This is a genomic window from Neorhizobium sp. T7_12 (genome assembly GCF_002968535.1).
GTDB classification, from domain to species: Bacteria; Pseudomonadota; Alphaproteobacteria; order Rhizobiales; family Rhizobiaceae; genus Neorhizobium; species Neorhizobium tomejilense.
The window spans coordinates 1,113,036-1,126,807 of the sequence record NZ_PVBK01000001.1 but is presented as its reverse complement, the minus strand read 5'-3'; the positions used below and the strand labels follow the sequence as shown (position 1 = coordinate 1,126,807).

Below are 13,772 nucleotides of genomic sequence, written 5' to 3'. Positions count from 1 at the left end.
GGGCTTACTCCAGCGGCAGCGCTACGAAGCGCAGGTTTCCGGAAGGATCCGAGACCATCACATGCGCGTTGCGCCGGCCCTCGGACTTCAGGACCGAGATCCGCTTGACGACGTCGGCCGGGCTTTCGACGAAATCCTGCGCCACCTCGACCACGACCTCGCCGACCTTCAACCCCTTCTGGGCTGCCGGCGAATTCGGCGCGACGGCAGTGATCAGGACCCCCTCGACGCTTTCGACAATGCTGAAACTCTTGCGACGGTCCTCGTCGAGCACGGCAAGCGTCATGCCGAAGGCTGCGGCCGGATCCTGGCTGAGTTCGCCCTTCTGGTCTCCGGGCGCTTTGTTGTCCGGCGTCTTGTTCTCGCCCTGGCCTTCCGGCAGGGCCGGCTGGTCGTCTTCCTCCTCCGGATCGGCGCTATCCTCCAGGCGGCCGAGCGTCACCTTGACGGTCTGCTGCTTGCCGTCGCGCAGGATCACCACGTCGACTTCCTTGTTGACCGGGCTTTCCGCAACGATGCGCGGCAGGTCGCGCATCTCGTTGACGGACTGGCCGTCGAAGGTGAGGACCACGTCGCCCGCCTTGATCTCGCCGTTCTTGATCGGCCCGCCGTTGACCACGCCGGATACCAGCGCGCCGCGCGCCCGGTCGAGGCCGAGGCTTGCCGCCACGTCGTCGGTGACCGGCTGGATGCGCACGCCGAGCCAGCCGCGACGCGTCTCGCCGAATTCGGTCAGCTGGTGCACGACATTTTCGGCGAGCTCCGTCGGTACGGCGAAACCGATGCCGATCGAACCGCCGGACGGTGAAATGATCGCGGTATTGATGCCGATCACCTCGCCGCGCATGTTGAACAGCGGCCCACCGGAATTGCCCTTGTTGATCGCCGCATCCGTCTGGATGAAGTTGTCATAGGGACCGGCATTGATGTTGCGGCCGCGGGCCGAAATGATGCCCAGTGTCACGGATCCGCCGAGGCCGAAGGGGTTGCCGATCGCCATCACCCAGTCGCCGATCCGCATGCGGCGGGAATCGCCGAAGCGCACGGCCTTGAGCGGCGCCTTGGGCTCGACCTTCAGGACCGACAGGTCGGTCTTGGTGTCGGTGCCGACCAGCTTGGCCTTGAGCTTCGAGCCGTTCGGGAAAATCACCTCAATGTCGTCGGCGCCTTCGATGACGTGGTTGTTGGTGACCACGTAGCCGGAGGGATCGATCACGAAGCCGGAGCCGAGCGAAGAAACCTTCTGGTTGCCGTTCTGGTTGCCCTGGCCATCGAAGAAGTCCTCGAAAAACTCCTGGAACGGTGAGCCTTCCTGGATCTGGGGCTGCGGGCCGGCCCCCTGGTCCTTGACGCTCTGGGAGGTGGAGATGTTGACGACGGCATCGAGCAGGCCCTCGGCGAGATCGGCGATCGAGCCCGGGCCGCCGCCTGCCATCGGCCCCGGAGCCGGGGGCGGATTGATGGTCGGAGACGGTGTCGGCGGAGCCGGCAGCATGACGCCCGGAGAACCGGCCGGCGGATTGGCGTTCTGCCCCGGGGCGGCAGGGACCGGGGTCTGGGCAATCGCCTGCAAGGGTGCCGCCAGCAGGGCAAAAGTTGCCGCAAGCGTGACGGTGCGCTTGAAGGTCGATCGAACCGAATGGGCCATCTGGCGTCCTCGCTGTTGGGTTGTCCGCATCACCCCGGAAGAGCGGTCTCCACCCGGGCAGGCTATAGGAACCTTTGAATCGGGCGGAGTTTCGGCAGAGCATAAGGCGGAATGACGACTGTGGAAATTACCTTTTCGTGAGGACTGCGCCCTCTACCCGTCACGCCTGTGGATGGTCTTGTCATGAAAGGGGCGGCTTTGCGCCGCCCCAAACTTGCCAGATCAGTTCGCCGGCGCTGCGGGCGCGGCAGGCGGTGCCGGTCGAGCCGGAGGCTGGATCGGCGCAAGTGCCTGACCTGCGGACGAGTTGAAGAACCGGAAAAACTCCGAATCCGGCGACAGCACCAAGGTCGTGCCGTTGTCGGCAAGTGCAGCCACATAGGCCCGCATGGTGCGGTAGAACTCGAAGAAGGCCGGATCGCGCTGGAAGGCCTCGCCGAAGATCTTGTTGCGTTCGGCATCGCCCTGACCGCGCATGATTTCCGAATCCCTCTGTGCTTCGGAGACGAATTCGACGACCTGGCGGTCGGCGATCGCCCGCCGGCGCTGGCCCTGTTCGTTACCACGAGCGCGGATCAGTTCAGCTTCGGCAAGACGTTCCGCCTTCATGCGCTGGAAGGTCTGCTGCGACACTTCCTGGGTGAGGTCGGTGCGGCGGATACGAACGTCGCGGATCGCGAGCCCGAGGGTTTCCGCCGCAGCACTCAGGTCGGCGCGAACCTCCTGCATCATCGAAGAACGCTCATTGGAAAGCGCCGCGTCGAAATTGCGCAGACCGTAGACCCGGCGCAAGGCCGCATCGAGGCGGGTGCGAAGGCGCGATTCGGCCGATTCGCGGTCGCCCGACACCGTTTCCCGGAAAAGGCGCGGGCCGGTGATCGAGTAGACGACAAAAGCGTCGACTTCATAGAAGGCACCGCCGCGCACCTGGACGCGGATATTGTCGAGATCGAAGCGCAATGCCCGGTCCTCGACATACTGGACGCGATCGGCGTCCATGAATGCGAAGGGCAGCTTGAAATAGATGCCCGGCTCGCGCTTGACGTCCTGGATTTCGCCGAAGCGGACGACGATCGCCTGTTCGCGTTCGTTGACCACGAAGACCGACGAATAGATGAGGATGAGAAGAACGGCGAGGCCGATCAGGAATGCGGGGAGTCGATTGGAGTTCATCGTGTGCCTCCCTGGTTCGTCTGCGGCTTGATCATCTCGTTGAGCGGCAGATAGGGAACCACGCCGTCCTTGTTGTCCAGAATGATCTTGCGGGAGTTCTTCAGCACCGTTTCCATGGTTTCGAGGAAGATGCGCCGGCGCGTCACTTCAGGCGCGTTGGCATATTCGTTGTAGATGGAGACGAAGCGCTGCGCCTCGCCCTGCGCTTCGTTGACGACCTTGTCCTTGTAGGCGGATGCCTCTTCGCGGACCTGGGCTGCCTGGCCGCGGGCCTGGCCGAGCTTCTGGTTGGCGTACTGGTTCGCCTCTTCGACGAAACGATCCTCGTCCTGTTCCGCACGCTGCACTTCTTCGAAGGCGTCGGCCACTTCACGCGGCGGCGCCGCATCCTCGATCGGTACGGCATTGATGGAAAGGCCGGAGCCGTAGGTATCCATCGTGCCCTGGATGATGCTGCGCACTTCCGTCGAGATGCCTTCGCGGTTGTCGCGGAAGATGTCCTGCGCCGGACGGCGGCCGACGACTTCGCGCATGGCACTTTCGGAAACCTGCTGCAGCGTCGAAGCCGGGCCTTCAAGATTGAAGAGATAGGCCTTCGGATCGGTCACGGTGAATAGAACCGAGAACTGAACATTGACGATGTTCTGGTCGCCGGTCAGCATCCAGCCGGCATTGGAGCTTGAGCCCCGAGCCGCGCCGATATTCTGCTGCTGTTCGGTGACCTTGACGATCTCGACGGATTCGAACGGCCAGAAATGGAAATGCAGGCCCGGCATGGAGATTTCGTCCTTCGGGCGGCCGAAACGCAGTTCGACCCCGCGCTCGTCCGGCTGGACCGTATAGACGGACTGGAAGGCGAGGAAGGCAATAATCACGATGAGAACGATCGCGAAGGCGCCGCCGTTGAAGCCGCCGGGCATTACGCTGCGCAGCCGGTCCTGGCTGCGCCTTATGATGTCTTCGAGGTCGGGCGGACCGCCGCTGCCCCCGCCGCCGCGTGGGCGGTTCGGTCCCTGTCCCCAGGGCCCTTGATTATTACCGCCACCGCCGCCCCAAGGACCGCCGCCGCCACCATTCTGATTGCTCCAGGGCATCAAAACCTCTTTGTTCGTATTCGCTCCCAAACCGCGACCCTGCCGTGCGGCAGCCGTCTGGCTATTGCCCCGTTATAGGGATGCGCCGACCTGCTTTCAACGCAGGTTCAATAACTTCCCGTTCAACGGTCACGAAATGTTTCAGTTTGTCGCGGTTCGGCGGGCATAAGTGGCGAAACGGGTCGGATAACTGTCCTTCTCGCCCACCGGAACGGCAACCTCATCGATCTTCTCGAACACCGCCGCATCGATGGCAGGAAAGACCGTATCGCCGTCCGAAATGTCGGTTTCGACATGGGTAACGCGCAGCATGTCTGCTATCCTGATCGCCTGGGCGTAAATCTCGCCGCCGCCCAGCACGAAGATCTCGTCGGCTCCGGCCTCCTCGGCCCTGCGGCCGGCAATCTTGAGTGCCTCGTCGAGGGATGCGGCCACATCGACGCCCTCGTAGTGGAAATCCGGGTTGCGCGTGACGACCACATGCGGCCGGCCCGGGAGAGGTCTGCCGCCGAAACTGTCGAAGGTCTTGCGCCCGACGATCACCGGTTTGCCCAAGGTCAGCGCCTTGAAGCGCTTCAGATCGGTCGAAAGTCTCCAGGGCATGTCGCCATCGCGGCCGATGACGCCGTTCCGCGAGACGGCGGCGATGATGACGAGACGGGGCTTGCTCACACCGCCACCGCCGCCTTGATATGCGGATCGGCCTCATATCCTTCCAGGGCGAAATCCTCGAAGCGGAAGGAGAAGATGTCCTTTACCGCAGGATTGATGCGCATGGTGGGCAGCGTTTTCGGGGTACGGGTCAGCTGCAGCTTCGCCTGCTCGAAGTGATCCGAGTAGATATGCGTATCGCCGAGCGTGTGGACGAAGTCGCCGGGCTTTAGCCCCGTCACCTGGGCAACCATCATCGTCAGCAGCGCGTAGGACGCAATGTTGAACGGCACGCCGAGAAAGACGTCGGCGGAGCGCTGGTAGAGCTGGCAGGAAAGCTTGCCGTCGGCGACGTAGAACTGGAACAGGCAATGGCAGGCTGGCAGCGCCATGTCGTCGAGCTGGCCGACGTTCCAGGCCGACACGATATGCCGGCGCGAATTGGGGTTGACCTTCAGGCCCTCGATCAATTGGGAAATCTGGTCGACGTGGCTGCCGTCGGGGGCGGGCCAGGAGCGCCACTGATAGCCGTAGACGGGGCCAAGCTCGCCCTTCTCGTCGGCCCATTCATCCCAGATGGAGACGCCGTTTTCCTTCAGATAGCCGACGTTCGTATCGCCCTTCAGGAACCACAGGAGCTCGTGGATGATCGATCTCAGATGCAGCTTCTTGGTCGTCAGGACCGGAAAACCTTCCGCGAGGTCGAAGCGCATCTGATAGCCGAATACCGAGCGGGTGCCCTTGCCGGTCCGGTCGCCCCGGTCGGTGCCGGTTTCCATCACATGCCGGAGAAGATCGAGATATTGTTTCATGGGTCAGGCCGCCGATTCCATCGTCATGGAATCATATAGTAGCATAGCTCGGTCCGACCAATCTCGTTTGATGGCTTTCCCCCGTTTTAGCGGCGCCAATCACCTGGTGACGTATTTACGCCAATCGTGGCTCTCGGCGAAACCCAGGACCTCCCTGATCTTGCGGTTGCTGATCGGAGCCTCGAATTCACCGATCTCACCGACGATGGGCGTGCCGGGCGCCCAGCGCTCGAGGAACGGTCGGGTCGGCTCAAGCGCCGTAATCGTGTCATTGACCGCGTTGAAGACCTGGAAACCCAGCCCGTCCTTTTCGATGCAGAGATGCACGATCTGGCCGAGATCGCGGGCATCGATATAGCTCCAGGCATTGCGCTTGCGCGATGGCGGGTCGGCGAGGAAGGCGGGGAAGCGGCTGTAGTCCTCCGGCGAGATCACGTTGCCGATCCGAAGCGCATAGATGTCCGCGCCGAAACGCATGGCAAAGGCCCGCGCCGTCTTCTCGTTGACGACCTTGGAGAGACCGTAGCTGTCCATCGGGTCGACATCGTAATCTTCGGTGAGCGGAAACGAACGGTAGTCCTTGTCGCCCTCGGCAAAGCAGACCCCATAGGTCGTCTCGCTGGACGCGATGATCACCTTGGGGATGCCGAGCTTCATCGCCGCCTCGACGACGTTGTAGGTGGAGATCGTGTTGGCCGAAAACGTCGCGTTGTCCGGGCGCATCAGGATGCGCGGTACGGCGGCGAAATGCACCACCGCATCGACGGGCGCCGGCCCCTTGCCGCTCTCCAGCCCTTGGAAGCCGAAATGCATGGAGAGCGCGTTGAAGGTCTCGCCGCCGTCCCTGAGATCGGTAATCAGCGTGTTGACGCCGGGGCAATCGAGCGGCACCAGATCGAGGTTGAGGACCTCATGCCCTTCCCCTACGAGATACGGCACGACATGCCTTCCAGCCTTGCCGCTGCCGCCGGTGAATACGATCCGCTTGCCCATGACGTGCCTCCTCAAATCCCATCCTGGCCCTGCCGCAACTGTCGATATCGTCCGCCCACCTTCTGCGAGCCCGGCATCGCCAGCCGAAACGACCTGTCTGGCTCGATGATGAAGCATGGCACCACCAGCCCGTCAACGTCGATCGCGCAAAAGCAGGACGCCCGAAACACGCCGCTCGAGGCGCTTGACCTTCCAACGCTGGAAACTTGTAGCGTCCGCTCCATCTCGTGACTTCGCGATGTGGAGGAGGCCATGTTCATCCAGCCAATCGACTATCTTCTCTTTGTCTGGTTCGTCCTGGCCGGTCTCAGCACGCTGTACGTCGCCTGGGACCAGTTCAGGAACAATCCCGAGCCGGCCGTGATGAAATGGGGCTTCATCCTCGTCACGCTCTACCTCGGGCCGATCGGCCTGCTCCTCTACATCCTGGCCGACAAGGAACCTGTGCCCGGAACGCACGAAGAGTTCATCAAGCCGCTGTGGAAGCAGGGGATCGGCTCCACCATCCACTGCGTCGCCGGCGATGCCACGGGCATCATCATCGCCGCCGCGATCACTGCCCTTCTCGGCCTGCCGATGTGGATCGATATCATCATCGAATACATCGCCGGCTTCGCGCTCGGCCTGTTCATCTTCCAGGCCCTGTTCATGAAGAACATGATGGGCGGCACCTACTGGCAGAATGTCCGAAATTCCTTCATGCCGGAATTCATCAGCATGAACGCGATGATGGCCGGCATGGCTCCGGTCATGGCAATCCTGATGATGGGCCGCGACATGAGGGCCATGTGGCCGGGAGAAATGCTCTTCTGGGGCGTGATGGCCCTCGGCATCGGGGTCGGTTTCCTGGTCGCCTACCCGTTCAATGTCTGGCTGGTCGCCAAGGGGCTGAAGCACGGGCTGATGACGCAGCGAGACCAAATGGCCGGCGACAAGCATGGGCAGCACCAACAGGAGGGCGCACATGCCCACGAAGACGAGAACCGACAACAGCAAGCCGGCAACCATCAGCATCACGGGTCGGGGCAAGATCGCCCAAGCCGCGCGTTCGCCCCTACCCGTCTCCAGATCGCCACCATGGCCGCCTTCACCTCGATCATGCTGATCGCCGGCTTCGCCTACCCGTTCACCAAGGTGAACATGCATTTGAGCGCCCACGACGTCGGTGGTGCGATCATGGCCCCCGGGATGATCATGACGTTCGATACGCCCGGCGACGCCATGCGCGACATGGCGGCGGTCGATCCTCGCCTCGCCGGTTTCAGGGCGCGGGAGACGGCGATGGGTGGCGAAGTCCTTCCGCCGCGCATCGATGGCGACGTCAAGGTCTTCGACCTGACCGCCTCGGTGATCGGATGGTCGATATTGCCCGGCGAAACGGTGGAGGCCTACGCCTACAACAATCAGGTTCCAGGCCCGACTTTGCGGGTCGTGCAAGGCGACAGGGTCCGGATCAACGTCACCAACCGGCTGCCCGAAAGCACGACCGTCCATTGGCATGGCCTGATCCTGCCAAACGAGATGGACGGGCCGGCCCACATCACCCAGAAGCCGATAGAGCCGGGCCAGACCTTCACCTACGAATATACCGTCGGGCAGTCCGGCACGTATTTCTACCACACGCACGACCACGTGGATCGGCAGCAGTCGCTTGGCCTGTACGGGGCACTGATCATCGATCCCAAGGATGCGGCCGACGAAATTGCCGCCGATCTCGAATATACGATGCAGCTTCAGGAATGGGTGAAGCGGGAGTGGCTCACATATCCGGCCATGCCGATGGAAGGTGCCCTGCCCAACTTCTTCACGATCAACGGGAAATCCTATCCCGCAACGGACACGATCAAGATGAAGGTCGGGCAGAAACTGAAGATACGCTTCGTCGGTTCACACACGACGGCCATCCATCCGATGCACGTCCATGGAGGCCCGTTCGAGGTCGCCGCGCGCGATGGGGAGACACTGGCGCCAACCGCCCGCTACCTGGCCGACACCGTCAACGTCGCTCCCGGACAACGGTATGATGTCCTATGGACCGCCCAGCGGCCGGGCAAATGGCTCGTCCACTGCCATATCTCCCACCACACGACGAACAACAATGTCGAAACCGATGGCGGCGGCGGCCTGATGCTGGTGATCGATGTCCAGCCGTGATTGTTTCAACTCGACTTCGCCCATGCTGATCGCGCCCATATGAACGGGATCATGCCGCACGCGGAGCAGTTTCAGAGGCGGCGGAACAGGATAACCACAGACAGCCCCGGCGCATTGTCCAGCAACTCGACCTTTGCACCATGAAGCTCTGCAATCGCCTTTACGAGGCTGAGGCCAAGACCCGATCCGACGGTGGTTCTGCTTTTTTCCAGCCGATAGAAGCGATCGAATACCCGCTCCCGCTCTTCCGCAGGAATGCCTGGGCCGTCGTCGGATACGCTCAGGCAGATGGCGCCGCCACGATGCGTCAAGCCCAATGTGATGGTGGAGCCGGACGGGGTATGACGGAGCGCGTTGGCGAGCAGATTGGCCAACATTTGCCTTATCAGGTCCGGATCGGCGCGAACCTGACATTCCTCACCCGCTTCCTGTATACGAAGCGCGTACCCGGCCTCAGCCGCGATCGCGTCGTAAATGTCGTAGATGTCGCGGACCAGCGCGGTGAGATCGATTGACTTGAAATGGGCAGTCCTGTTGTGGGCCTCGATCTGGGCAATCCTCAGGAGTGCGTCGAACGTGCTCGCTATCGCGGTCAGTTCAGCGAGAGCGGCTTCTACCGCGTCTTTGGCCTCCGCCATTGTTTCTGCTTGCAGAGCATCGTCCAGAATCAGGAACGTCCGACCGATCGGCGTTTTCAGGTCATGGGCGACGTCCGTCGTCACATGGTTCAAGGTGGCAACGCTCGCCTCCAGACGCTCCAGCGCAACATTGACCTCCGACGACAACATGTCGATCTCGTCCATCCTCGACGACACCGGCAGTCGCCTCGCAAGCTCGCCGCGCCCGATGGCATGGGCGGTTTGAGACAGCTCGGAAATCCGCCGACGGGTGCGATATCTCAGGACGACCGCTCCGCCTAATCCGACGGTAAATACGATAGCGGTGGCCCACCCGAAGCTGACCAGCACGATCCGTGCCAGTTCGTCGGTGTCGCCGTAGCTGATGCCAACCGTCAGGTCGTTCCCGTCGAGCTGGCCCCGGAACAGCTTGTAGTTGACGTCGCTTTGATGCTGATCTTTCGGCCTCAGGGTGGAAAAGCCTTTCGCAACGCCTTTCAGTTCAGCGTTTCCCGCAATCAGCGCTCCGGATGAATTCCGGAGCGTGTAGATCGTCTCTTCGCCTCGGATCGCCGGACCATGGCTGTTGATCATGCTGATCGCGCCTGGGAGGCCGCGAGCCTCGTAGGCTGACCCGATTTCCCTGTATCGCTCCATGACGTTTGCGTTGAGCCGCTCGTCCAGAAAATTCAGTACCATCTGGTAGGCGATGACGTTGGCTGCGAGGTAGGAGACGACAAACAGCGATATGTAGAGGAAGGCAAGCCGGACAGCCGTGCTCTTGAAGAAGCTACCGCCGCGCATGCAGGCTATAGCCGGTGTTGCGGACGGTGTGCAGGAGCGGGAAGTCGAACGGTTTATCGATCTTCGACCGCAATCGGCTGATATGGGTTTCGACCACGGAGCTCTGCGGATCGAAATTGAAGTTCCAGATCCTCTCCAGAAGCATCGTTTTGGTAAGCACCCTTCCCTCGTTTCGCATCAGAAGCTCCAGCAGCGTGAATTCTCTCGGCAGCAGTTCAAGAGGCATTCCAGCTCGTTCGGCGGTTCGTTTGACCAGATCGAGTTCAAGATCCCCGACGCGCAACTTCGTTTTCTCGGCAGTCATTGGCGGACGCCTGAGCAACGCGTTGATCCTCGCCGTCAACTCGGAGAAGGCGAAAGGTTTGACGAGATAGTCATCGCCCCCGGCTTCGAGACCCTCGACGCGGTCATCGACACCGCTCATGGCCGTGAGGAAAAGAACCGGGGTTCGGACGGAGGCCGCGCGAAGGCTTTTTACCAGCGTGAGACCGTCCAGAGCTGGAACCATCCGGTCGACGACCATCACGTCATAGGAATCATCGAGTCCTGCCGTCAACCCGTCTCTGCCATCGAGAACCCAATCCACGACATGTCCAGCCGACGTAAAACCTTTGACGATATAGGTGGCCGTCTTCTTGTCATCTTCTATCAGGAGGATTTTCATAAGGCTTCCGGTCTGTAGAGCAGTATTTTGATCGCGCGCTCGCCGATGCTCCAAGCGGCACGATCCAGGCTTTGTTGCGGCAGGATATCAGCCCTGCCTGACCCGTGATAGCCGCGGCGGCGAGCCGTTCCACCTTACAATTTTGTAAACTTGGCGAAAGGCGGCCGACAAAACCGCGATGTAACTTCCTCACGCTGCACCACGCAGTCGAACGAGGAAAAGATCATGAATTCCAAGCTCCTAATCCTATCGGTTGGTTTCGCGGCCGTTGCAGTCCCCGCTCTGGCTAACGGTCCCTTGGCCTCCGGAGCGTCTCCTGTGGATGCTATTGTCCAAGGGCATGGCAAACCCGGAGAAACCGCCGTCGCCAAGTCAAATAGCAACGTGACATTCCGGGTCCTCGACAATGGCATCGTCGAGCGCACCAACAAGCGGTTCGGGACCGTTTCCGTAACCGATCCGCGTGCTGAACTCCATAAATCCCGCGACAACCGCTGAATTTCAACTGCCGTCGATCAGCGATCCCTGCTCGACATTCAAGACATCGGCAACTCATCGACCATGGTCGCTAACTCCAGTGGTCGGCAATTCTGAAGGAATATCTACAATGATGAAAGCAGCTTCCGCTACCGCGCTTCTGGCCGCAATTTTTCTGAGCACCTCCGCACTGGCCCAGGAAGGCAACTACTACGAAGGGGCTGACCGCAACCCTTCGGTCGAAGCATCTGCAGCCCGGGACGCCCGCTACGGATATACCGGATCGATCAACAATCCGGCGCTTCGCAACGGGTGGGACACGACCCCGAAGACAACCAACAGCGGCGACTACTATGGTGGTTCGGACCGCCCCAACTAAAGCCAATGCAACCGGCCCGCTGGCCTCAGATACGGCGGGGCACCTTCGTGGCGTTGTTGCGGTGCCACACAAACGACGTGAAGTGGTGGTTTGAGAAGGCGTCGATTGACAAGCTCGAAGGCTCTGGCAATCCTGATAGGCATGAGCGGGATGTATCGAATCACATCTAAAGCGATGGCACTGATGTTCAGACTGGTGATGATCTTGTCACTGGCGGGCTACAGCTTTTCTGCCGTCAGCGCCGCGATGCATCCCGAAAGCGCCGCCCAGGTCTCGCAGGTCGAAGATGGCCACGCCGCTCACCATGGCGACGGCGTTGCGATGGCCGATGCCGATCATCACGGCAACCAGCACGACCACGGCAGCCCGGAAAAATCCAAGAGCTCCTGCTGCACGGATTATTGCGGTGTTGCCGCCATCGCCTGCTCCGGCTCCTCGTTGAACCATCCGCGCGTGGTTTCCATTCGCGAGTTCATCGACGACACGGATACTGCCGGTCAGAAGCCGAGCCTGCATCGTCCACCTAACATCTGAGAACTAGCACCCGCAGGGCGGGTCTTGCTGTGCCTGTGCGCGAGTGAGCGCCATGGCGCAATTGCGATCATATTCTCGGATTTTCACCATGAAACATTTGTTCCTGGTGGTTGCTCTTCCGCTTTTTGCCAGCGGATGCGCGTCCACATTGCCTGAAGTCGTTGCTTCGACCGACCACCCTGACGCCGTGTCCGACGTGGGGGCTCTCCGGTACCGGAGCCCGATTGACGGCTACACCCATCGCATGCCCGTCGATCCGAAGCCGTGGCGCGGTCTCAACGACGCCCAGGCTCCGAAAAAAGGATGAGCGCGATGATAACACGTCACATCAAGCTCATGTCCGCCGTCGTGCTCCCCCTTGTCGCCGCCGGCTGCGTGACGACGGACTACTCGGCCAAAGACGCCGGTTTCATGAATGCCTCAGCGAAAAGCAGCGAGGCAACCGGCAAACAAACCGTGTGGGTCCAGAACCGACAGCAGGCTCAGGCAGTCCAGGGCCGCGTGAAGGCGCTGATGGCCAAAAAGACCATCGACGTCGAGACCGCCGTCCAGGTCGCTCTCCTGAACAACAAGGGCCTCCAGGCCTCCTATGCCGATCTCGGGGATAGTGCTGCGGACGCATGGCAGACGCAGCTTTCGGTCTTGCCGACCTTCTCCGTCGGTCTGACCGGGATCGCCACTCCCGGACTTGAGGCCTATCGTGTTCTCGAAGGTGCCATCGCGGCCAACATTCTGGCTCTGGCGACATACGACAAGAACATCAAGCTGGCCGACACGCGGTTCCGTCAGGCCCAGCTCAACGCGGCCATCGCCACGATCTCGCTCGCCGCCGAAACGCGGCGAGCCTGGATCAACGCCGTGGCGGCATGGGAAAACGTCGCCTACCTCAACCAGGCCAAGGGAGCCGCCGACGCTGCCTCCGAACTCGCCAAGAAGATCGGCGAAGCCGGATCAATGCCGAAGGCCGACCAGGCGCGTGAACACGTCTTCTATGCGGAACTGACCGGCGAGACTGCCAAGGCAAGGCTCGAAGCAAAGCTTGCCAAGGAAGAGCTGGTCAGGCTGATGGGCCTCTCCGGTTCCGACATCGACGTCCAGATTCCGAACCGCCTCCCCTCACTGCCAAAGGCATTGATCAAGCGCGACGACATCGAGGCCGAGTCGATTCACAAGCGCATGGATCTGCAAGTCGCCCGCCTGGAGCTTCAGGCGACCGCCCAGTCCTACAAGCTCGAAGATGTCACCCGCATCGTCACCGACATCGAACTGGTCGGCACTTACGAAAAGGAACGCGAGCGCGAGGACGGCAAGATCCTCTCGGACGTGTCGAAGACGGCAGGACTGGAATTCAGGATCCCGATCTTCGATTCCGGCCAGGCGCGTCTGCGAAAGGGCGAGCTCGCCTATATGCGGGCTGCCAACCAGCTGGCGGAACTTGCGGTCAACACCCGTTCACAAGCCCGCTCTGCCTATCTGGCCTACAAGTCGAACTACGATATCGCGCGCCACTACCGAAACAACGTCCTGCCGTTGCGCAATGCGATCGAGGAACAGTCCCTCCTCACCTACAACGGAATGATCACCAGCACCTTCGAACTGATCGCCGACACCCGCGAGAAGATCGACTCCACCATCCTCGCCGTCAACGCCAAACGCGACTTCTGGCTCGCCGAAGCGAACCTTGCCCCCGTCATCTATGGCGGCAGCACCGGTTCGACCTCGGCAGAAACCGAAGTCGCTTCGGCTGAAGACGAAGACTGAGAAAGGAAACG

Annotated in this window: 14 protein-coding genes; 6 read left to right on the top strand and 8 right to left on the bottom strand. The window is 61.3% G+C overall.

Going from position 1 to position 13,772, the window contains the following annotated elements:
- Positions 1 to 4 precede the first annotated feature (4 nt).
- The 6 genes from C5J26_RS05545 to C5J26_RS05520 form a co-directional block, all read right to left on the bottom strand.
- On the bottom strand, positions 5 to 1,648 hold the full coding sequence (locus C5J26_RS05545; RefSeq protein WP_105400823.1) for a Do family serine endopeptidase: 1,644 nt from the start codon (positions 1,646 to 1,648) through the stop codon (positions 5 to 7).
- Positions 1,649 to 1,870: 222 nt separating this feature from the next.
- Entirely contained in the window at positions 1,871 to 2,821 is a 951-nt protein-coding gene (hflC, locus tag C5J26_RS05540) for a protease modulator HflC (RefSeq protein WP_105400822.1), read from the bottom strand.
- Positions 2,818 to 3,915: an FtsH protease activity modulator HflK gene (hflK, locus tag C5J26_RS05535; RefSeq protein ID WP_105400980.1), complete on the bottom strand. Its 1,098-nt coding sequence runs from the start codon at positions 3,913 to 3,915 to the stop codon at positions 2,818 to 2,820. The genes hflC and hflK overlap by 4 nt, the downstream gene beginning before the upstream one ends.
- A 141-nt stretch (positions 3,916 to 4,056) precedes the next feature.
- Positions 4,057 to 4,587, bottom strand: coding sequence for a dihydrofolate reductase (locus tag C5J26_RS05530; RefSeq protein ID WP_105400821.1), 531 nt, complete (start codon positions 4,585 to 4,587; stop codon positions 4,057 to 4,059).
- Positions 4,584 to 5,378 (bottom strand): thymidylate synthase, encoded by a 795-nt coding sequence (locus C5J26_RS05525; protein WP_105400820.1) that lies wholly within the window; start codon positions 5,376 to 5,378, stop codon positions 4,584 to 4,586. The genes C5J26_RS05530 and C5J26_RS05525 overlap by 4 nt, the downstream gene beginning before the upstream one ends.
- A gap of 99 nt (positions 5,379 to 5,477) precedes the next feature.
- Complete coding sequence (locus C5J26_RS05520; RefSeq protein WP_105400819.1) at positions 5,478 to 6,371, bottom strand: NAD(P)-dependent oxidoreductase; 894 nt, start codon at positions 6,369 to 6,371, stop codon at positions 5,478 to 5,480.
- A 252-nt stretch (positions 6,372 to 6,623) separates the two neighbouring features.
- Between C5J26_RS05520 and C5J26_RS05510 the strand changes: the two genes are divergently transcribed.
- The gene (locus C5J26_RS05510) at positions 6,624 to 8,525 is read left to right on the top strand and encodes a DUF4396 domain-containing protein (RefSeq protein WP_105400817.1); all 1,902 of its coding nucleotides are present in this window, start codon (positions 6,624 to 6,626) and stop codon (positions 8,523 to 8,525) included.
- 71 nt (positions 8,526 to 8,596) lie between these two features.
- On the opposite strand, the gene C5J26_RS05505 is transcribed toward C5J26_RS05510, so the two are convergent.
- On the bottom strand, positions 8,597 to 9,736 hold the full coding sequence (locus C5J26_RS05505) for a HAMP domain-containing sensor histidine kinase (RefSeq protein ID WP_245441084.1): 1,140 nt from the start codon (positions 9,734 to 9,736) through the stop codon (positions 8,597 to 8,599).
- Between the two features lie 196 nt (positions 9,737 to 9,932).
- Positions 9,933 to 10,610 carry a response regulator transcription factor gene (locus C5J26_RS05500; protein ID WP_105400815.1) on the bottom strand — a complete coding sequence of 226 codons (678 nt, stop codon included), beginning with the start codon at positions 10,608 to 10,610 and terminating at the stop codon, positions 9,933 to 9,935.
- Between the two features lie 225 nt (positions 10,611 to 10,835).
- Here C5J26_RS05500 and C5J26_RS05495 point away from each other — a divergent pair, with 225 nt between their 5' ends.
- The 5 genes from C5J26_RS05495 to C5J26_RS05475 all read left to right on the top strand — a co-directional run bounded on the left by C5J26_RS05495 (position 10,836) and on the right by C5J26_RS05475 (position 13,761).
- Entirely contained in the window at positions 10,836 to 11,108 is a 273-nt protein-coding gene (locus tag C5J26_RS05495) for a hypothetical protein (RefSeq protein WP_105400814.1), read from the top strand.
- A gap of 109 nt (positions 11,109 to 11,217) precedes the next feature.
- Positions 11,218 to 11,466, top strand: coding sequence for a hypothetical protein (locus C5J26_RS05490; RefSeq protein WP_105400813.1), 249 nt, complete (start codon positions 11,218 to 11,220; stop codon positions 11,464 to 11,466).
- A 183-nt stretch (positions 11,467 to 11,649) separates the two neighbouring features.
- Positions 11,650 to 12,000 (top strand): hypothetical protein, encoded by a 351-nt coding sequence (locus tag C5J26_RS05485; protein ID WP_371681887.1) that lies wholly within the window; start codon positions 11,650 to 11,652, stop codon positions 11,998 to 12,000.
- 88 nt (positions 12,001 to 12,088) lie between these two features.
- On the top strand, positions 12,089 to 12,307 hold the full coding sequence (locus tag C5J26_RS05480) for a hypothetical protein (protein ID WP_105400979.1): 219 nt from the start codon (positions 12,089 to 12,091) through the stop codon (positions 12,305 to 12,307).
- 5 nt (positions 12,308 to 12,312) lie between these two features.
- On the top strand, positions 12,313 to 13,761 hold the full coding sequence (locus tag C5J26_RS05475) for a TolC family protein (RefSeq protein WP_105400978.1): 1,449 nt from the start codon (positions 12,313 to 12,315) through the stop codon (positions 13,759 to 13,761).
- Positions 13,762 to 13,772 lie beyond the last annotated feature (11 nt).

Bases quoted from the DNA above. Each gene is read 5' to 3' on its own strand.
- C5J26_RS05495 (WP_105400814.1), top strand. From the start codon at position 10,836: ATGAATTCCAAGCTCCTAATCCTATCGGTTGGTTTCGCGGCCGTTGCA.
- C5J26_RS05525 (WP_105400820.1), bottom strand. From the start codon at position 5,378: ATGAAACAATATCTCGATCTTCTCCGGCATGTGATGGAAACCGGCACC.
- C5J26_RS05505 (WP_245441084.1), bottom strand. From the start codon at position 9,736: ATGATCAACAGCCATGGTCCGGCGATCCGAGGCGAAGAGACGATCTAC.
- C5J26_RS05480 (WP_105400979.1), top strand. From the start codon at position 12,089: ATGAAACATTTGTTCCTGGTGGTTGCTCTTCCGCTTTTTGCCAGCGGA.
- C5J26_RS05510 (WP_105400817.1), top strand. From the start codon at position 6,624: ATGTTCATCCAGCCAATCGACTATCTTCTCTTTGTCTGGTTCGTCCTG.
- hflK (WP_105400980.1), bottom strand. From the start codon at position 3,915: ATGCCCTGGAGCAATCAGAATGGTGGCGGCGGCGGTCCTTGGGGCGGC.
- C5J26_RS05545 (WP_105400823.1), bottom strand. From the start codon at position 1,648: ATGGCCCATTCGGTTCGATCGACCTTCAAGCGCACCGTCACGCTTGCG.
- C5J26_RS05520 (WP_105400819.1), bottom strand. From the start codon at position 6,371: ATGGGCAAGCGGATCGTATTCACCGGCGGCAGCGGCAAGGCTGGAAGG.
- hflC (WP_105400822.1), bottom strand. From the start codon at position 2,821: ATGAACTCCAATCGACTCCCCGCATTCCTGATCGGCCTCGCCGTTCTT.
- C5J26_RS05475 (WP_105400978.1), top strand. From the start codon at position 12,313: ATGATAACACGTCACATCAAGCTCATGTCCGCCGTCGTGCTCCCCCTT.
- C5J26_RS05485 (WP_371681887.1), top strand. From the start codon at position 11,650: ATGTTCAGACTGGTGATGATCTTGTCACTGGCGGGCTACAGCTTTTCT.
- C5J26_RS05490 (WP_105400813.1), top strand. From the start codon at position 11,218: ATGATGAAAGCAGCTTCCGCTACCGCGCTTCTGGCCGCAATTTTTCTG.
- C5J26_RS05500 (WP_105400815.1), bottom strand. From the start codon at position 10,610: ATGAAAATCCTCCTGATAGAAGATGACAAGAAGACGGCCACCTATATC.